Annotated in this window: 16 protein-coding genes, 1 tRNA gene and 1 pseudogene; 8 read left to right on the top strand and 10 right to left on the bottom strand. The window is 59.9% G+C overall.

Going from position 1 to position 18,996, the window contains the following annotated elements:
- The first annotated feature begins 252 nt into the window (after positions 1-252).
- From ACA059_RS26785 to ACA059_RS26795, 3 genes are all read left to right on the top strand, one after another.
- Complete coding sequence (locus ACA059_RS26785; protein ID WP_497631579.1) at positions 253-2,310, top strand: methyl-accepting chemotaxis protein; 2,058 nt, start codon at positions 253-255, stop codon at positions 2,308-2,310.
- Between the two features lie 116 nt (positions 2,311-2,426).
- Positions 2,427-2,503 (top strand) — tRNA-Met (locus tag ACA059_RS26790).
- A gap of 144 nt (positions 2,504-2,647) precedes the next feature.
- Positions 2,648-3,556 carry a bestrophin-like domain gene (locus ACA059_RS26795; protein WP_497631580.1) on the top strand — a complete coding sequence of 303 codons (909 nt, stop codon included), beginning with the start codon at positions 2,648-2,650 and terminating at the stop codon, positions 3,554-3,556.
- Here the strand turns inward: ACA059_RS26795 and ACA059_RS26800 are convergent.
- Positions 3,460-4,569: a DUF2817 domain-containing protein gene (locus ACA059_RS26800; protein ID WP_497631581.1), complete on the bottom strand. Its 1,110-nt coding sequence runs from the start codon at positions 4,567-4,569 to the stop codon at positions 3,460-3,462. The genes ACA059_RS26795 and ACA059_RS26800 overlap by 97 nt on opposite strands.
- Before the next feature lie 165 nt (positions 4,570-4,734).
- Between ACA059_RS26800 and ggt the strand changes: the two genes are divergently transcribed.
- Entirely contained in the window at positions 4,735-6,567 is a 1,833-nt protein-coding gene (ggt, locus tag ACA059_RS26805; protein ID WP_497631582.1) for a gamma-glutamyltransferase, read from the top strand.
- 181 nt (positions 6,568-6,748) lie between these two features.
- Entirely contained in the window at positions 6,749-7,120 is a 372-nt protein-coding gene (locus ACA059_RS26810; RefSeq protein ID WP_497631583.1) for a helix-turn-helix domain-containing protein, read from the top strand.
- Between the two features lie 23 nt (positions 7,121-7,143).
- Here ACA059_RS26810 and ACA059_RS26815 read toward each other — a convergent pair whose 3' ends face one another.
- From ACA059_RS26815 to ACA059_RS26825, 3 genes are read right to left on the bottom strand one after another with little or no spacing between them, the layout of a single operon-like run.
- Positions 7,144-7,572, bottom strand: coding sequence for a TOBE domain-containing protein (locus ACA059_RS26815; protein WP_134102615.1), 429 nt, complete (start codon positions 7,570-7,572; stop codon positions 7,144-7,146).
- Between the two features lie 36 nt (positions 7,573-7,608).
- On the bottom strand, positions 7,609-8,703 hold the full coding sequence (gene ddlA, locus ACA059_RS26820; RefSeq protein WP_497631584.1) for a D-alanine--D-alanine ligase: 1,095 nt from the start codon (positions 8,701-8,703) through the stop codon (positions 7,609-7,611).
- Positions 8,704-8,713: 10 nt separating this feature from the next.
- Positions 8,714-9,355, bottom strand: a complete 642-nt coding sequence (locus ACA059_RS26825) for a LysE family translocator (protein WP_497631585.1) — start codon at positions 9,353-9,355, stop codon at positions 8,714-8,716.
- 150 nt (positions 9,356-9,505) lie between these two features.
- Here ACA059_RS26825 and ACA059_RS26830 point away from each other — a divergent pair, with 150 nt between their 5' ends.
- Together ACA059_RS26830 and ACA059_RS26835 are read left to right on the top strand one after the other, a co-directional pair.
- On the top strand, positions 9,506-10,315 hold the full coding sequence (locus tag ACA059_RS26830; RefSeq protein ID WP_497631586.1) for an AraC family transcriptional regulator: 810 nt from the start codon (positions 9,506-9,508) through the stop codon (positions 10,313-10,315).
- A 76-nt stretch (positions 10,316-10,391) separates the two neighbouring features.
- Positions 10,392-10,760, top strand: coding sequence for a cupin domain-containing protein (locus tag ACA059_RS26835; RefSeq protein ID WP_497631587.1), 369 nt, complete (start codon positions 10,392-10,394; stop codon positions 10,758-10,760).
- A 12-nt stretch (positions 10,761-10,772) separates the two neighbouring features.
- On the opposite strand, the gene ACA059_RS26840 is transcribed toward ACA059_RS26835, so the two are convergent.
- From ACA059_RS26840 to ACA059_RS26850, 3 genes and pseudogenes are all read right to left on the bottom strand, one after another.
- Positions 10,773-11,372 carry a flavin reductase family protein gene (locus tag ACA059_RS26840; protein ID WP_497631588.1) on the bottom strand — a complete coding sequence of 200 codons (600 nt, stop codon included), beginning with the start codon at positions 11,370-11,372 and terminating at the stop codon, positions 10,773-10,775.
- A 56-nt stretch (positions 11,373-11,428) separates the two neighbouring features.
- A complete protein-coding gene (locus ACA059_RS26845) occupies positions 11,429-12,037 on the bottom strand; it encodes a methyl-accepting chemotaxis protein (RefSeq protein ID WP_497634737.1) in 609 nt (202 codons plus the stop codon).
- Positions 12,017-12,781, bottom strand: a pseudogene (locus ACA059_RS26850) (PAS domain-containing protein); the annotation flags it as partial. The gene ACA059_RS26845 and the pseudogene ACA059_RS26850, both read right to left, overlap by 21 nt.
- Before the next feature lie 503 nt (positions 12,782-13,284).
- Between ACA059_RS26850 and ACA059_RS26855 the strand changes: the two are divergent.
- Positions 13,285-13,665, top strand: a complete 381-nt coding sequence (locus ACA059_RS26855; protein ID WP_497631589.1) for a DUF6124 family protein — start codon at positions 13,285-13,287, stop codon at positions 13,663-13,665.
- A gap of 196 nt (positions 13,666-13,861) precedes the next feature.
- On the opposite strand, the gene ACA059_RS26860 is transcribed toward ACA059_RS26855, so the two are convergent.
- The 3 genes from ACA059_RS26860 to ACA059_RS26870 all read right to left on the bottom strand — a co-directional run bounded on the left by ACA059_RS26860 (position 13,862) and on the right by ACA059_RS26870 (position 18,793).
- A complete protein-coding gene (locus ACA059_RS26860; RefSeq protein WP_497631590.1) occupies positions 13,862-14,611 on the bottom strand; it encodes a hypothetical protein in 750 nt (249 codons plus the stop codon).
- A gap of 364 nt (positions 14,612-14,975) precedes the next feature.
- Complete coding sequence (locus tag ACA059_RS26865) at positions 14,976-18,608, bottom strand: toxin VasX (protein ID WP_497631591.1); 3,633 nt, start codon at positions 18,606-18,608, stop codon at positions 14,976-14,978.
- Entirely contained in the window at positions 18,605-18,793 is a 189-nt protein-coding gene (locus ACA059_RS26870) for a hypothetical protein (RefSeq protein WP_497631592.1), read from the bottom strand. Before ACA059_RS26870 ends, ACA059_RS26865 begins: the two co-directional genes overlap by 4 nt.
- Positions 18,794-18,996 lie beyond the last annotated feature (203 nt).

Consider the following 18,996-nt stretch of genomic DNA (forward strand, 5'->3'; position numbering starts at 1 on the left):
TAGCCTGCTAACGACCTCGACTTTTATCGCTGAAAAGGTGATAGCGCAACGCCATGGTCTGAATCTTGCCTTGGTAATCCGCTTCAACGCGGCCCCTTACAAAGGGGACCGAGAATGGGAAGTTTCACCACAGAGTCAGCCTACAGAGCTGACGAGGGTGAACTTTCGAGGCCTTTTAAAAGGGCACAGGTCGCGACCGCAACGGTTGCGACGCACGCCGATGGTGCGTGGTGTCCAGAGGAGTTTTGGGGCATGCAGGCTTTTTTATCACCGGGGATCAGGTTGCTGGGGCATTTTGGCTTCGCACGCAAATTTCAGCTGTTATTTCTACTGTTTATCCTGCCGCTGACGGGCAGCCTGTGGATGATCGGTCAGGATTATCGCGACAAACTGAACCTGATCTCCGGCGAACGTGCCGGGGTTCGGCAACTGCTCGCCCTGGATGCTCTGGATAATCTGCTCGCGGCTCAGCGTGACCGCGCGGCTCGCTGGCGCGCCACGGAAACCAATCGTCAGCCGACACCCGCGACGATCGCGGCGATGGCTGCTTTCGATACGGTTCAGCCAGCCGTCGCCCAAGCCACCTCGGACCTCGGCAACGCACTGCAAACCGAAGGCGCCGAGGGCGAAACCCTGGCCCGTTATCAAGCCCTGCAAACCGCCCTCAATGGCCTGGATTCGAAAAGCCTGAGCAGCGTCGGTTGGTGGCCGGACGGTTACGATCGTTTCACCAATGCTTTGAGTACTCTGCAAGCCTTGCGCGAGCAGATTGCCATGGATAATCGCCTGACGTTGGCGCCGTGGCTGGAAACCTATTTGCTAACGCAGATCTCCACGCAGCACGCACCAGACCTGATTGAACGAGTCGGCCGTCTCGCCAGCGTCGGCCAGGCGTCAGTGGTATCGGGACAGTTCACCCTGCAAAGCCGTCTGCAACTGCGCGACTTGCGCAGCCGCATCGGCGATGCCCGGGAGCAGTTGGTCAAAACCGCAAGCCTGCTGGAAGCGCGATTGCCCAGCGCGTTGCAAGCCTGGGCCGGGCAATACCATGACAGCCTCAAGCACCTGGACGCCGAGTTGAAAGTCCTCGATGACGGCGTGTTCGGCGGCAGCATCAAGCTCAAGCCGGAAGAGTTCGAACGCAGCCTCGACCCCCTGCTCTCTGACCTCGCTTCGCTGCGTCAGCAGTCGTTGGTGTCGCTGGATCAACGTCTGGACTATTACCACGGTTCTGCCATCCGCCAGTTCATCCTGGTAGCGACCATTTTTGGCTGCCTGCTGCTGGCCGCGCTGTACCTGTTCATCTGCTTGCAGGCCTCGATCCGTCGCAGCGCCAGCGGCATTACCCTGCTGGCCGAAGCCTTGCGCGACGGCAATCTGAGCCTGCAAGTACCGGTGCAAGGCCGCGACGAACTGGCCGCCATCAGCACCGCCCTCAACGTCGCGGTGGTGCAACTGCGCAACAGCCTGCTGGGGGTCGATCATGAAACCTTGCAGCTGAGCAACGCGGTGCGCACCCTCAACCATCACTCCAGCGGCGCCCTTGGGGAAGTCGAAGCTCAGCAGTTGCAGATCAGCCAGATCGCGGCGGCGGCCACGCAATTGGCCGCCACCTCTCAAGGGGTCGCCCAGAGTTGCGAGCAGGCCTCCGGCAGCGCTCAGCACACCCAGCGCATCGCCGCCGACAGCAGCCGTGACAGCCAGCGCACGACGGCAAGCATTCAGCAACTCAATCAGCGCTTGAACGACACCGCTGCGGCACTGGGCCGGGTCAGTGAGCAAGGGCAGCAGATTCAATTGGTGGTGGACACCATCCGCGGGGTTGCCGAGCAGACGAACTTGTTGGCACTTAACGCCGCCATCGAGGCCGCTCGTGCGGGTGAGCAAGGTCGTGGCTTTGCGGTGGTGGCCGATGAAGTGCGCAGCCTGTCGCAACGCACCCAGTCCTCCACCGCGCAGATTGCCGGCACCGTCGACAGCCTGCGCAGTACCGTGAACGAAGCGGTGAGCCTGATGGAAGCCGCTTGCGGCCAGGCTCAGTCCGACGCCCAGGCCGTCACTGGCCTCGGCGAACGCCTGGGGGAAATTGCCAGTGCCGTGCAGAGCGTCACCGACACCCTGGCGCAGATCGCCACAGCGGTCGACGAGCAAGCGACCACCGCCGACGAGGTCAGCGGCAATATCCAGCAAGTCGATCAGGCGGCGGTACGCTTGCTCGAAGGTGCGCGGGCGGTGAACCTGGCAGCGGACACGTTGAGCCAGGGCAGCAAGGCCTTGAGTGCCAATACCGGGAGATTTCAGCTCAGTTGATGCCCTCCCCTGGTCCGTTTTTTCGGGTCAGGCGGATAAGCGGTTGAAAGCGTAGAGAAATATTTTAGATTTACGCTTGACACATCTCTGTTACGAGCCAATAATGCGCGCCACTTGGCTACATAGCTCAGTTGGTTAGAGCATAGCATTCATAATGCTGGGGTCCGGGGTTCAAGTCCCTGTGTAGCCACCAAGTACTAAAAACGGCTTACCGAAAGGTAGGCCGTTTTTTTATGCCTCGAGAAAAGTGCTCCCGGCCCACACGGCGGGTAATGCCCGCTCTTTGCGGTTCTCTCCTACAGTTAATGCCAAAGCTTGAACGCAGAGAGACCACCCTATGCACTGGGGCCTGGACGAGATCATTCTGTTTTTCATCGTGGTCGCCATCTTCTGCGTGGTGCTGGAACTCGCTTTTCGCCTCGGCCGTCATCACCGAACCCACAGCAGTGATTCGACCCGATCCCACCTCACCGTTTTGCAAACCGCCCTCCTCGGTCTACTCGCGTTGTTGCTGGGTTTCAACTTCGCCATGGCCACCTCACGTTTCGAAGCGCGCAAGACACTGATTCAAGATGAAGTCACGGTGATCGGTTCGACCTATCTGCGGGCGAAGTTGCTACCGTCTGATCTGCGCGGGAAGATGTCGGCGCTGCTCAAGGATTATGTCTCGGCGCGGATTGAATTCATGCGCGCCGGCACGGACGAGAAACTGCTGAAGGCGGCCAGCGAATCGTCCCGGACGATCGAGGACCAGCTATGGAATCTGGCTGCCGCCGCCGAGGCCCAGGGCGAAGCGACAACCGCCATGAACCTGGTGATCCAGTCGTTGACCGACGTCTACAACGTCAATGAAAAGCGTCGCGCTGCCCAGGACAATCATGTCCCGGCCACCGTCATCAATCTGCTGTTCGTCGTGGCCATCGGCGCATTGGGTTTCATCGCTTACAGCTATGGCCTGAGCCACCGTCGACGGCACGGTTCGACGCCCATCTTCGCGATCCTGATTGCCATGGTCTTCACCATCATCCTCGACCTGGATCAGCCCCGCAGCGGCTTCATCCGCGTCGGCGAAGAAAGCATGCTGCGGTTGCAGGAAGATTTGAACCGCATGAGTTCAGGCAACGAGAGGCCACGTCCCCGTCAATCACGTCAGGAACGAATGGCCGGCAATGCTGACAACGCCCGTTCCCAAATCTGCCAGGTACGCAGCCAGACCATTGCCTGCCAGTCGCTGTCGGCGGGATAGAACTGCTCAACCAGATTCAGTTTGATCCCGCGCCCCACGGCATCACTCGGATTGCCATGCAGATGCAGCCAGTGATCATCGCGCAGATGACGATGAACCTCCGCGCCGGGATACGTCCCGCACTCGATCACAAACGGCATCAACCGCACGTGCGGCAACGCATTGATCAACGCTTGCGAGGTGTAGCCGGTGGCGGTAGCCGCAACGCCGGTATCGCTCAGCGTGTCGGCGCCCGTGTGCAAAGTATAGAGCCAGGGACCATAAATGGCCTGCGCATCTGCAAGCGCTGGATACGCCGCTTCGGTAATGGTCAGCAACATCGGATGACCGTATTCCCCGGCGCCGGTGTGCAAATCGAAACACATCGCCACTTCGGCATGCGAGACATGCTTTTGAATGATTTGATGCAACGTGCGGTTCGACCAGCTCGGTGCCAGCCCGCCGTAAAACAAACCATCGGGATGACGGTGCTGGCCGCCCTCGACAATCGACATGACCGCTGGCCAGCCGTGTTCGCTGATCTGTTCGTCGAGCAAGGCATCGGCGCGATCACGCTCCGGGCCCTGCAACTGCGTGCAGGCATAGATTTCATGCAGCGCTGCGTAGGCCTGATTATCTGGCAATGCCTGGTCGAAGTTCAGGTGATTGCGATTCAGGTCGATGTTGTCTTCGTTGACCCGACGCAGCCACGCAGTGCCCCACGGATTGATCAGGTGGATCATCACCACCGCGACATCAGCCGGCAAAGAACGCTTGCCCAACTCCTGCAACCACTTGATCTGACATCCCGAACCATAGAAGCCTTCGACGCCATGAGTGCCACTCAGCGCAATCAGCAAACGCTTCGCGCGCGGATCACCCAGCACGGCCACATCGGTGCTCAACGGCTCACCGAACGGCCCTTTGAGTGGATGCGGGTACTCGGTCAGCGTCGCACCGGCCGCGGTTGCGGCGGCCAGGAATTGATCACGCTGGGTGCGGTAACTTGGCTGGGTGGGGAACTCGGTCTGCATATCTGCCTCTTGTTGATCTTCTGGCCAGTCTGTTGCCCTCGACCCTACAGAAAATCCGTAGAGTCATGAAGGACAAAAGCATCTTTGCTGTAGGCCCTGGTTTGCGTCACTCCCTTTCGGCCGATAAAGTCCCCTGATCTTTCCCACGGACGGAGTGCCCCCAACGTGTTCTCAGCCTTCCACTTGAGCCACTATCGCCTGTCAGCCTTTTCGCTGATCGCTGCTGCTTTAACCCTCGCAGCCTGTAGCGCCCCGACCTCTTCGACGTTGCCTGTTGCGCCGGAAATCGCCTCGGGTTATCGCACCGACCTGCAGACCCAACACGCCTCCAAACACATGGCGGCCGCGGCCAATCCGCTGGCGGCCGAGGCCGGGCGGGAGATGCTGCGTCAGGGTGGCTCGGCGATTGATGCGGCGATTGCGATGCAGGCCGTGCTGACCCTGGTCGAGCCGCAATCCTCAGGCATTGGCGGTGGTGCATTGATCGTGCTGTGGGATGGCAAGGCAGTGCGCACTTATGATGGTCGCGAAACCGCTCCGGCCGGCGCCACCGATAAGTTGTTCCTGCAAGCCGACGGCAAACCGATGCCGTTCACCCAGGCGCAGATTGGCGGTCGTTCAGTCGGGACACCGGGCGTGTTACGAGCACTTGAATTGGCCCATCAGAAACACGGTCATCTGCCGTGGGCGCGGCTGTTCGAACCGGCGATCAAACTCGCGGAGCAAGGCTTCGCCATCTCGCCACGCCTTCACCAGTTGATCGCTTCGGACTCGTCCATTCGACGCTCGCCGGACATGGCCGCCTACTTCTTGAATGCCGATGGCAGCCCGAAAGCTGCAGGCACGCAACTGAAAAACCCGGCGCTGGCCGCTGTGTTCAAACGCATCGCCAAAGAAGGACCGGATGCGTTGTACAAAGGCCCCGTCGCACAAGAAATCGTCGCCAAGGTTCAGGGCCACGCCAACCCCGGCAGCCTCTCGCTGAACGACCTCAACGGCTACAGCGCCAAGGAGCGCGCGCCGCTGTGCACCGACTACAAACGCTGGCAGGTCTGCGGCATGCCGCCACCGTCGTCAGGCGGGATCGCCGTGGCGCAGATCCTCGGCACCTTGCAGGCCTTGGAAACCCGTGACCCGCGTTTTGCCCTGGCGCCGCTCAAACCGGTCAAGACCAGCCAACCTGCGGGCGTCGAACCGGCGCCTGAAGCCGTGCATCTGATCTCAGAGGCCGAGCGCCTGGCCTACGCCGACCGCGCGCTGTACGTGGCCGACGCAGATTTCGTGCCCGTCCCCGTCAAAGGTTTGGTGGACCCTGCGTATCTGGCCGACCGCGCGGCCCTGATCGGCGATCGCAGCATGGGCACCGCCAAACCCGGCACCCCGCCGGGCATTCAGGTCGCCTACGCACCCGACCGTTCGCCGCTACGTATCTCCACCTCGCAAGTGGTGGCGGTGGATGACGAAGGCGGCGCCGTCTCCATGACCACCACCGTAGAATCCGCGTTTGGCTCGCACCTGATGGTTCAGGGTTTCCTGCTGAACAACCAGATGACCGACTTCTCATTCATCCCCGAAGAGAATGGCCAGAAGGTTGCCAACCGCGTCGAACCCGGCAAACGCCCACGCTCGTCCATGGCACCGACCCTGATCTTCGACCGCCAGAGCGGCGAATTCCTCGCCACCATCGGCTCCCCCGGCGGCTCGCTGATCATCGAATACGTCGCCAAATCCACCATCGGCCTGCTCGACTGGAACCTCGACCCACAAGCCGCCATCAGCCTGCCCAACTTCGGCAGCCGCAACGGCCCGACCGAACTGGAACAGGGGCAGTTCAGCCCGGCGCTGATTCAGGCGCTGAAAGACAAAGGGCACAGCGTGAACGAGATCGACATGACCAGCGGGACCCAGGCGATTGTCCGGGTCAAGGATGCGCAGGGGAAAACGTCGCTGGCGGGTGGGGCCGATCCGCGGCGTGAGGGGGCAGCGTTGGGGGATTGAGTCGTACGCGGGAATGAGCAAGGGCTTACCGGGAGGTAGGCCCTTTTTTACATATGAAAAATCCTGATCAGCCACTTCACGCAGCCTTTTCCTACCCGCAAGTGACTGCTTCTTGGATAGAGTCGGCACTCACAAACAGTACGACGCAATCGACGCTGATACCGTCGAGATGGAGTAACCCATGAACATTCGCCCCATTCACACCGACGAGGACTATCGTGCAGCCCTCAAGAACGTGTCAGCGCTGTTCGACAACGAACCAGAGCCTGGCACCCCTGAGGGTGATTACTTCGACATTATGATCACGCTTATCGAAGCCTATGAATCGAAGCGGTTCCCGGTGGATTTGCCCAATCCGATCGATGCAATCAAGTTTCGTATGGAGCAGTCCGGACTGTCTGCTGCTGACCTCGCACCCGCCATTGGCCGCACAAACCGAGTGTATGAAGTGCTCAATGGCAAACGTGCGTTGACGCTTCCGATGATCTGGAAACTTCACGATTTGTTCGGGATACCCGCGCAAAGCCTGATCAAGCCGATAAAGCAGGCTTGATCAGGTGTCAGCCGACTCCTATATCAGGCCGGCACACCCAAAATGATATGCGACGCCTTGATCACCGCCGTCGCGCTCACGCCCGGCGCCAGGCCCAGTTCTGCCACAGCCTGGCGTGTCACGATCGAATAGACTTCGGTGCCGCCGTCGAGCTGGATGACGACTTCAGAGTTCACGGCGCCATCGATGACACTGGTGACCTTGCCTTCCAGGCAGTTGCGCGCCGACAGGCGAATGTCGCTGGATTCGGTCATCAACATCACCCATGGCGCCTTCACCAGCGCGATCGCTTCCTTGCCGACCGCCAGGCCGAGGTTCTTCACGCTTTCCATGGTCACCACGGCCACCAGTTCATTGCCGCCCGACAGTTTCAGTGAGACTTCGGCGTTCACCGCGCCGGGCTGCAATTGACTGATGGTGCCTTTGAATACGTTACGTGCGCTGACTTTCATGGCGCGTCTCCTCGAGTAATTATTTTTGTATTTGTCCTAGCGAGAGATCTTCAGTGCCTTCCGCGCCTTGTGCTTTTCCAGCGCCAGCTCGATCAAACGGCTGACCAACTCGCTGTACGTCATACCGGTGGCCTGCCATAGCTTGGGGTACATGCTGATGCGGGTGAAGCCGGGCAAGGAGTTGATCTCATTGATCAGCACTTGGCCGCTGTCGGTCAGGAACACGTCGACCCGCGCCAGCCCGGAACAGCCCAGCACCTGAAATGCCTCGACGGCCAGGGCACGAATGCGTTCACTGGCCTCGAGGCTGATGTTAGCCGGCACCACCACTTCCGCCGCTTGAGCATCGATGTATTTGCTGTCGTATGAGTAAAACCCGCTGCGCACCACGATCTCGCCACAACCGCTGGCGATGGCGTCTTCATTGCCGAGCACCGCGCATTCGATCTCGCGGCCGCTGACGGCCGACTCGACCAAGACTTTCTCATCGAAACCCAGGGCCAGTTCTATTGCCGCCGCGTACTCGGCTTCGTCATTCACCTTGCTGACGCCCACGGACGATCCCTGGTTTGCCGGCTTGACGAACAATGGCAGGCCGAGGTTGCCTTGCACCTCGGCGAATCCGGTGCGCGCGGCGGTGGCGCGGGTCAGGGTGACGAACGGCGTAACCGCCAACCCGGCATCACGCAGCAGGCGCTTGCTGATGTCCTTGTCCATGCAGACGGCCGAACCGAGTACATCAGAGCCGACAAACGGCAGATCGGCCATGCGCAGCAAGCCTTGCAGACAACCGTCTTCACCCAGGGTGCCGTGGACAATCGGGAAGATCACGTCGACGTGACCCAGCATTTCCTGACTGGTGGTTTCCACCAATTGTTGACTGACCTTGCCCGGCACGACGGCCAGTTCACGGTTGGATTGGTTAAGGGCGATCAGCGCCGGGTTTTCCTGGTTGAGCAGGAAGTTCGAAGGGTCGTTCAGATGCCAGTGGCCTTGCTTGTCGATGCCGATCAACACTGGCTCAAAGCGCGAACGATCCAGCGCATCGACGATGTTTTTCGCCGATTGCAGCGACACTTCGTGTTCAGCCGAACGGCCGCCAAAAATAATGCCTACCCGCAGTTTGCTCATTCAGAACTCCTCAACGATTGGCCACCAGATGCGCGCCGAACAGCAGATAGCAACTGCCGGCGAAGCGATCCAGCCATTTACGCGAACGATCATAAGCACCCGCGACCCGACGGCTGGCGAACAGCAGCGCCACGCTGCAATACCAACTGAATGACAAGGTCGCCATGGTCAGCACGGCCAGCGCCAGCAACATCGGTGGCGGCGAGGCCGGCATGGCCGTGGCGAAAATCGTTGCAACGAACAGCGCGGCCTTGGGATTGGTCATGTTGCCCACAAAGCCCCGGCCATAAGCCGATAGCAGCGTGCGGCCGACCCCATTCAGCGAGCCGCTATCGCCCGGCACACTCGGTGGTTTGCGCTTGAACTGCTTTAATCCCAGATAGATCAGGTAACAACCGCCAGCTATCTTGAAGCTCAGATAGAGCGTCGGCGCAGCGCTGAACAGCGACTTGATGCCCAAGCCACCCGCCAGCCCCCAAAGCACCGTGCCCGTGGCCACGCCCAGTGCGGCGACGACACCGTGGCGCCGGGAACAACTGGCAGCCAGTTGCGCGGTGTTGAAGAAGTTCGGCCCCGGCGTCACCACCGCAACCGTCCACAACAGCGCCAACGACAACAACGGAGCGGCATAGCTCAGGTGGGATATTTCCATGATGTGGGGCGCCTTCGTGGCTTGAAAAATATTCAACACCTTGCAACATTAGTCCGGGATTTTCTACCGGCCGGGTGATTCGAACGGCGGCAGACAGGCGGTTGGTCAGTGGGTTAACGTGTTCAGCATCGAGTTCAAGGCAACACCACCATGGCCAAGCACACGCCCCCCATCGACTGGTTCCACCGCGCGCCCGACGTCGGCGGGCTTCAGCGTTTCGAAGCGTTTTTTGCAGGCCACGGCTACGACCTTCACCGCCACGACACCTACGCCATCGGCCATACCCTGGCCGGTGTGCAGAGTTTTCAGTACCGCGGCGGCTGGCGACACAGTCTGCCGGGCGGGACCATGGTGCTGCACCCGGACGAAGTTCACGATGGCGAAGCCGGCACCGAGACCGGCTTTCAATACCGAATGATGTACATCGAGCCGGCGCTGATCCAGCAGATGCTCGGTGGCCAGCCGTTGCCGTTTATCAAGACCGGCCTGTCAGCCGATCCACGTTTGTTCGCCGCCACCGCCGTGCTGCTGCGAAGCCTCGATTGTCCCCTCGAGCCTCTGGAAGAGCAGGATGCTCTGTTCGATCTGGCCCAAGCCTTGAACAGCGTTTCGGGAGTGCCTGCCACCCGCCAGAGCTTCGACTACGTGGCCGCCGAACGCGCGCGGGAATTCATTCATAGCGCACTGGATCGCACCGTGACGCTCGAGGAACTGGCGCAACACAGCGGTCGCGATCGCTGGAGTCTGTCGCGGGATTTTCGCCTGTTGTTCGGCACCAGCCCTTATCGATACCTGACCATGCGCCGCCTCGACCTGGTCCGCTCGCTGCTGATCCAGGGCCAGTCACTGGTCAGCGCTGCGCTGATCGCCGGCTTCACCGATCAGAGCCACATGACCCGGCAGTTCAGCAAAACCTACGGCCTGTCGCCAGCCCGCTGGATGAAAATGCACCGCCGCTGAGCCACGCACAATCGTTCAAGAAGCACGCCGATGCGCGGGCTATTGTGGGTTTACGATCAACCACGAGAGCTGCTTCATGAAAGCTTACGAAAGCCTGAACTTCGCTGAAAAAATCTCCAGGATCGGCCCGTACTGGACGCCCCGGGTCATCGCCGAAATGAACGACTACCAGTTCAAGGTGGTGAAGCTGCTGGGGGATTTCATCTGGCACGATCACCCTGATACCGACGAAACGTTCATCGTGCTCGAAGGGCAACTGCGCATCGACTTTCGCGATGGCCACGTGCTGGTAAACGCCGGCGAAATGTATGTGGTGTCAAAAGGTGTCGAGCACAAACCGTTCGCCGGGCAGGAGGTGAAACTCCTGCTGATCGAACCCAAGGGTGTGCTGAACACGGGCAACGAAGGTGGCGAGCGCACTGCGCAAAATGACGTCTGGGTGTGAAAGGCCGGCTGCTTACGGCTGCAAGGTCTTGCCGTCCACCGGATCGCCGATTTTCAGGAAATGCCCGCCCGCCACATGGTGCAAGGTGCGCAACGCGTCTTGCCCTTCGAAGTGCCAGCGTCCTTCACTGAATACGCGCTCGTCTGCCTGAGCGGCAATCACTTCGGCCAGGAACAGATCGTACTGCTGGTGATTGCCTGGCTCCGGCAACAGTCGGCATTCCAGCCAGGCGACGCAGCCTTCGAGCATAGGCGCATCGATCAATTCAGCGCTGAAGGTCGGCAAGCCATAGACCTGGAACTTGTCCCGGCCTTGGTCCCGGGTCATTTCCAGGCCGGACGTCGAACCCACGGTCTGGACGATATCGGCCTGGGCGGCGCAGGGAACATTCAGCACAAACGTGCCCGAAGCCTCCAGCAATTGCCGTGTCCAGGTGGACTTGTCGAGCACCACGGCAATTTTCGGCGGCTCGAAATCCAGCGGCATGGCCCAGGCCGCCGCCATGATGTTGCGCTGGCCATCATGGGCCGCGCTGACCAACACGGTCGGGCCGTGATTGAGCAGACGATACGCCTTGGCCAAGGGAACCGGACGGCGGTGAGAAACGCTCATGATGGCTGCTCCTGGGAAAACGCCGATTGTAGCGATTTACGGCGCGATGGCAGGCATCAAGTCGCCAACTGATTGGCAAACTGCCCGACTGCGTTCACCACTTTCTGTGCACCGTCCTGAATCTCGACAATCACCGTCCCCGCCTCTGCCGCCAGCGCCAGCCCCTGTTCAGCCTGGAGTTTGCCCTCGGTCATCAGCGCCACGGCGTTGCGCGCCATGTCCTGGTTCTGCCGCACCACGCCGACAATCTCATCGGTTGCCTGGCTGGTGCGCGAAGCCAATTGTCGGACCTCATCCGCCACCACCGCGAAACCACGCCCCTGTTCCCCGGCCCGAGCCGCTTCGATGGCCGCGTTGAGCGCCAGCAGGTTGGTCTGTTCGGCAATCCCGCTGATGGTTTTAACAATGGTGCCGATCACCAGCGATTGCTCGTTCAGCGCTTCGATGCCTTCGCCGGCGGTCTGCATGTGTTTGGCCAAATCACGCATCACGTTGACCGCCTGAGTCACCACGGCGTTACCGCGCTGCGCGCTGCTGTCGGTTTGCTGTGAGGTGCTGTAGGCAATGTTGGCCGCTTCGGTGACGGCTTGCTCCTGATTGACTTGATCGGTAATCACCGTGGCGAACTTCACCACTTTGTAGAGCTTGTTGTTGGCATCGACCACCGGGTTATAGGACGCCTCCAGCCAGACCACGCGGCCATGGCTGTCGATACGTTTGAAACGCTCGGCGAAGAACTCGCCTGCATTCAAGCGGCGCCAGAAGTCCTGATACCCGGCGCTGTTGTATTCCTCGGGCTCGCAGAACATGCGGTGATGTTTGCCCTTGATCTGCGCCAGGCTGTAACCCATGCCGCTAAGGAACCGGTCGTTGGCCGCCAGCACGTTGCCATTGAGGTCGAACTCGATCACTGCCGTGGAACGCACGAGCGCGCCGATCAGGTTCTCATGTTCACGAGACGCTTCGATGGTGCGGGTCAGGTCGCTGGAATAAATCGAGAAGTTCTTGATCTGGCCGCCCGCGGACCGAACCGGCTGCACGATCGAGCGCAGCCAGGCTTCCTGGCCATTGCCACGCAACAAACGCACCGTGCCGGCAAAGTGCTCGCCACGGGTCAACGCGACCTTGAAGCGCTGGTGGAATTCGTCCGACTTCACATGGCCCGGGACGATGTCTTCGATGTGTCGCCCTATCAGGTCGCTGCTTTTGTAGAGCATCTCGCCGATGAAGTTCTGGTTGACCGATTGAATCCGCCCGTCGGTATCGAGGGTCAGGACCAGCATCTCGCTTTCCAGACTTTCCTTCACTTGCTGGAGGCTGGAGAGTTCTTCGCGAAGAGCCGACAGCTCCTGCTTCAAGCGTTTGTTGAACATGGGGATACACCGATGGACAAGGATAAAAAGCGGCATGCAGCCTAGCCATCGGCCTGGGGGATATTTTCTGAAGAGTGTTTCAGGGTTGTCCTACAAAAATAGTTAGGCATGTTGATGCGCGTCTTGTCGCCAGAAGCCGAATGGTTGTCGAACATCGTTTCTTCCCAACATTTCCGGAAATTAAACACCGCTCGACAGCACTTGTTGAAAACGGCTCAAGGTTACTTCCTGCAAGCTACAACACCTTGCGTCTTTGCCTACGGCTACGCCAGAATCTGCCGGCTTGTGCGCCTTGGGGGTGGTCGGTAACTTGGTTCCTGTCACTGCCCATCAGTGATCGGGTTTAGTCGCCCGGCTAGTCATCAACGGTTGCACAAGTGTTATCCAGTCAGGTTCGCCTGCACTTGATGGTGGCTGTGCGCATGGCGCTTTCGGGCGCGCCGGGTTTTGGTGGCTTTACCGGTCGACTAACTTGCGCACAGCCGCCTCCTTTTCGTTTAGTCGCGAGATGGTCACGGCCCTACTATAGGAAAGTTACCATGTTCAAGGTCACACCCAACCCACCCGACACCGATCCGGTCTCTCCCTACGAAAGCCCCGATTCAAACAAACTCAACGAAGCCGCCGAGCGCGCCCTCGACCATCACTTCCCGCCAGCCGACCCCAAACCACCAAAACGCAACGGCCAGCTCTTCAGCGTCTGCCCGGGTATCAACCCTGAAACCCTTCTCGCCAATGCCTCGGAAGATTTGCTGTCCATCAGCGCCATCGCCGCCAACCTCGCCGATGATGTGGACGGTTCCCGCCGCTCCGTAGCCCTGGCGCTCAGTCGCATGGCTGACGGCGTGCATTTGTTAGTGGAGCGAATGCTGGATCATCTGGATGAGCCGGAGATGGCGGCGATTTTCGCCAAGCAATAAAGCCGCGTCATCTAATCCGTCACCCCATAAAAAAATGGGCACTCAACCTGGTTGGCGTGCCCATTCTTTTTTCCGCTCCCCCGCTACGCGGGAAGTCGGTGCGTGAGTGGTCTGTAGGCGTCTGCCTTGTGGCAAGGGAGCTTGCGCCTTCGCCACAGGTTTCTCCAGATAACCGAGGTTACGTTGGAAAACCACCTCATGCGCGGCGTTTATCGGTCGGATCTAAACGCTGCACCTCGGCAAAAATCTCGGTAATCGGTCGTCGCGGCTGACGTTTGTGCAGGGCGCGAACCTGTGCGCTGAGGCGCAGCAGTTCTTCGCTCGGCTTGGTCCATTGTTCCTTTGGTAATGGCTCGGACCATTGGCGCATGATTTCGGGCATGGCCTGCGGGCCCAGTTTCTGGAGGCGGCGGATTTCCCATTCGGTCAGGTGGTTGGGAATCGTCCACAGGGTCATGACGTGGTACAGGTACCAGAAGAAGCCTGATACCCGACCACGTTGGCCGTCGCGGATTTGCTGATGCATACGGGCTCGAGCGTTGTGGAAGGTATGCAGTCCTTCGTAGGGCGGGTCGTTCGGGCCTTGCAGGTCTAGCGGGTCCTGAATGGATTTGAGGTCGTTGACTTCGTATTCCATGTAGCCGCGGATCGCTTCCCAGTGGCTGATGGCCAGGGAAAGACCGAAGCAGGGAAATTCGACGCTGGTCAGGGTCTCGCCGTGCTGGAAACCGATGCCCATGCCGTACTGGCGGTGGATGCCGTATTGGGTCGCGCCTTGGGCTTCGATGACCCAGGCGGATAGGGATTCCCAAGGGACGAAGAGCGGTTCGGTGGCGTCTTCGGGCATGAAGCAGACTTCGCGGCGTTGGCGGTTGAAGCGGGTTGGGATGATGTGGAGGCGTTTTTTGTGGTTGTGGTGCCAGACGCCGAGGCCGATTGCCAGCATGGATAATCCGGTAACTAAGGCATATCCATAGATGGCGAAGAATAAATCAATGACAAATTCCCATGTGTATGCGAAGTCATATCCGAACATAAGGCCCATGCAGCCAATTGCTGGCGGGATTAGGAACGTGATCATGAAGGCAACACTGAATGGTCCACCTAGTGTCATCTGCCACATAAAGACTTGCGGTGATCCCAACCCGAAATCCATATACACCTCATTTAGCTCCCCGATATGTGGACCATGTGGTGGTAACGCTGTCGGCAGTGGCAACGGTGCAAGGTAGGTAATCGTCCCACTGGGAAACGGTTCTATATCTCCCGCTTTTCGGGGTTGTTCAAGGTGCGGCGCAGGCATCGGATTATCAAAGTTGTGCGGCATGGTCGGCCAACTCCAGCAGATGGGTTTCAACCAGCAACAGCGGCGGATGCTCGGTAACGGAGTTAGAAGGTAGTGCAGGGAAATGGCCTTCGGTCCGAGGGTTCAGGCGAATGACCCGAATGCGAGAAACCCACGCGCCGTTGGCGTTCAAGGTCTGGATACAGACCGCCAACTCCAGTGTTTCGGACGCTGGGGTAAATTCAGCATCAAGGTCCAGCGGGTATTGCAGGCATAACACCAACCGATCTGACCCTGTTTGTACGATGCGCAGGCTGTTCGCCACTTCCTCACTGATGACGTCCTTGCGCTCGCGCGGTACTCCACGACCGTGGAGGGGAACGGAAAGACGGTGGGCGCCGATCCCCAGGCGATGAGCCGGTTGACCGCTCAGGGGCGGCTGAAAATCATTGAGTTTGAGCCCTGGCAGCACCAGATGGATGTCTTTGGGCTTGGCCTTTAACAGCAGGTCTTTCAGCCATGAGTCATGCTTGTTCGGACCCAGTTGCGCATACGGGGCGTGAAGCAAATAGGCCAGATAACGCTGATATTCATCCAGGGTATGGTCGCCACGATGATCGGCGTCCAAGCTCCAGGGTGTGGTTTTCAGCCACTTATCGTGAGCGCTGATGTTGTAGCGGTTGTACAGCCAGGTTCCGCCCAATTCCAAAATGGTGAATAGGGCACCGGCCAGATTGAACCGGAAGAATACGGTGGATAGCCTTGTCCCCGCAGCAGCCCAAGCAGCTGTTCTTGCTGCAGCGTTTCTGGCAATCGCTACGGTATAGCCCGCGTGTAAGGTATGACCTAAGCCATAGGCATTGACGGTCGTCATGCCGGCCGCCCCCGCTGTCGCGAGCGCTGCACTATTCTGTGCTGCCGCATTCCCGCTACGTGTCGCCTGTTGCCAGTTCTGGTGGTGGTTGATGAGGCTGACCATTGAAGATGCAAAACCAAAACCGTAGGTGAAGATGCCCAGTCCAACATGCAGCTTGCCCATCTGCACATGCACATTCTGCAAAGCGTGGTGTTGAAGACCCGCGACGAGTGCGGCGCTGCGTGCCTTCAACGCGGTATCGGAAAGACTTTGCGCCGCGGTGAATCCCGCCGCCCCAGTCGTAAAACTCGCACCAATCAACGGCCCCAACTTACGCTGATCCCGCGATTGGCCAAACGTCTCCCTTATGACCGAAACCAAATTCACCCCCTGCACCAAAAACACCAACAACCCCATCCCCTCACTTCGAATCAACTTCCCATTCGGCACCGAGCTAACCCCCAACCGAATATCCTTCAACAAACTCCGCACCTCCAACTGCTGCGCCGGTGGAAACACCACCGTCACCCCCGCCCGAGCCGGCGTTGCACCATACAGGCGAGCCGACTGATCCGGCAGTTCCGCAATTGGACTCAGCGCCCCGGCGAGCCGGCCTTCCAGTTGCGTCAACTGCCCGCGCACTCGAACGATCTCGCCCTGCAATTCCACCGCCCTCGGCGTTTTATGCCCTTGGCGGTTTTTGTTGTGGGTGATCTGGCTACGTTCACGAGTCAGGGTTTTCAGGTAATCGCGTTCCCTCAGCAGTTCCTTGAGGTTGGTTTGCAGCGCCGCATGTTCCGCCGGGCTGGCGACAGTAAAGGTCACCCCGGTGGTTTTCGCCGCATCGAGTAGCCGCCCCGACAAGGCCTTGGGCAGGCGCCGGAACAGTTCGTCAAGGTCGGGGATTTTCTCTGCCGCCAGATCGAACCCTTCCAGCGCCCGGCTCAGGCCCAGGTTCAGCGCCGGGCTGAGGCTGTGCTGGGCCGCGTCGGCAACGGCGCGGGTGTGCTCGGGCAAGTCGTCGAGCGCCGGCAGGTGCGGCTGTTCGATTTTCTGTAACTCGCCCAACCAGTGCGGCAGGTTGTTGAACACCCCCATGCCGGCGTTGAACAACGTGGCGTATTGCGCGGCCCGTTCCGGCTGGAGGCGCAGGGGCAAGGTGTAGAACAGGGGCCGGGTCAGTTCGGGGTGTTTCTCCAGATAACCGAGGAGGGTTTCGCTGGCGTGGTCGCTGCGGCAGATGTCTTTGAGGCAGGCGTATTCGGCGGTGAAGGCCTGGTGGAGTTGCTGTTGATCCTGCGCGTCGTAATACCAGGCCGAGCGATGGAAGTGACCGGCACCTACCAGCATGGTGCGGTCGGCGGTGATGCGCTCGAGCAAGCGGTTCCAGCGGCCAAGGTCGTCGCGGTGCTGAAACAGTGCGCTGTCCATGGTCGGCCGGTCGATGAAATCGTTGACCCCGCGTTTGCCACTGAAACTGGAGCCTTCAAGCACATCGATGATGCGTTTGTTTTGCTCTTGGCCGAGTTTTACCAAGGTATCGAGGTGACGCTCGACGAAATCGTCGGGCGCGACCTTGAAATGTTGGCGCGCGTAATAACGGCGGTCTGCCTCGTCACTGGCGCGGCTGTGGGCGGTGAAGTCGGGTGTGGCGCCTTGGTACTTGGCGAGTTTGAACGCTTCGGCATGCGCTTCTTTACGCGCCCGCTCCAGTTCCGGGGGCACGGGAGCGTCCAGCGGCGCGACCTTGCCGCCCTTGTTCAGGTAGTCGAGCAAAGCTTTGCGAGTGGGCTCCCGATCCGGCTCGGGCAACTGTTCCAGATCGCCAAAAAGCGCCTGGACTCGCGGATCGTTGCTGGCGTCGGCCAGATTGCCGATATCCGCGGGACTGAGCTGGCTCAGGGATTCGATGTAACACGCCAGCAGGTAATCACGTTCGTTGTGGTCGGCATTGCTCCAATCGTCGACCCAACCGGCCACGGTATCTTGATACTCGGCCAGATCGCGCAGCACGCCGAGATCGTCGTGCACCACGAGGAACAGCGTGTCGTCCTGATAAGCCGGGCGCACCCGCCCGAGAAACTCGCCAATGTGCGCCTCGCGAAAGCGCCGCGGCTGCTCCCACAGATAGGGTTCACGTTCGTGCGCGGGGGCATCGCTGACGTGCACCGTCGGCAACAGAACGGCGTCCGGCGGCGACTCGGCTTCCTGTTCAGCGCGGTCTTGGGCGGCTTGCGCCTGCTGGGCCGGATCGGTCGCAATCTCCGCCAGCCACTGCTTGCCTTGCGCGACCGTCAGCAGATGCTCGCCGCCGGTTTGGCAATGCACCGGGCCGAGATCGACGGCTTGCATGAAGTGATCACGCTCGGCGCGGCTGTCGAGCACTTGCATGCATTTGGCCGCCGTCCATTGCACTTCGGCGAAGGTCACATGCAGGGTGCTGCGCCGTGAAAACACCAGTGCCGGACGCTCTTCGATGGGCGTGCGCTGATCGCTGTCGACCTTGGCGCCCTTGTGCAGCAAGGCGCTGACCAGTCCGTCGAGCACGCGATATTCGTGCAGGTGGCCGGTCACGCTGTCGATGACATACAACCAGCCATCGCGCAGCATGCGAATGCCCAGCGGGCGGGTCGTCAGGGCGTACGGCAGCTTCAGTTCGGCACTTGGGTCGACGGGCTTTTCCACCAGTCCGTAACGCAAGGGCAGCAGTTGCACGTGGGTTTGGCGCAAGGGGCAGGCGCCGAGGGAGCCAATGGGCGATTTGGACGCGGCGGCCGCCGCGAGGTCGGCAGGGTGAGTCATGGGCGCCCCCGTTGGCTGGCCGAGCGGTGGGCCAGGTCAGCGGCCAGCGCCACGCGCTCGCCGGGGGATTGCAGCGATGGTGTATCGAGCGTTGGGGTGATGCGCGCGGGCTGATTGAGTACCTGAATGTCGCAGGAAAAATCAGCGTCGCATCTGAAAATGACTGGGTTGGCAGCAGTGTGCATCCACATGTCCCTGTGTCTGTTAAAGACACGGGACTTTGCGTGGATCTACAAATTGGTGAAGTCAGGAAAATCGATGTTTTGTGTAGGACGGATCCGTTAAGCAGGCTCAGAGCCTATGACCTATCTGTGCTGCCGGTGGAAGGGATATCCGATTGTCCCCTGACCAATCAGATCTGGTGCCTGGTTAACGACTGAAACACACC

This window comes from Pseudomonas sp. LBUM1647 (assembly GCF_059716175.1).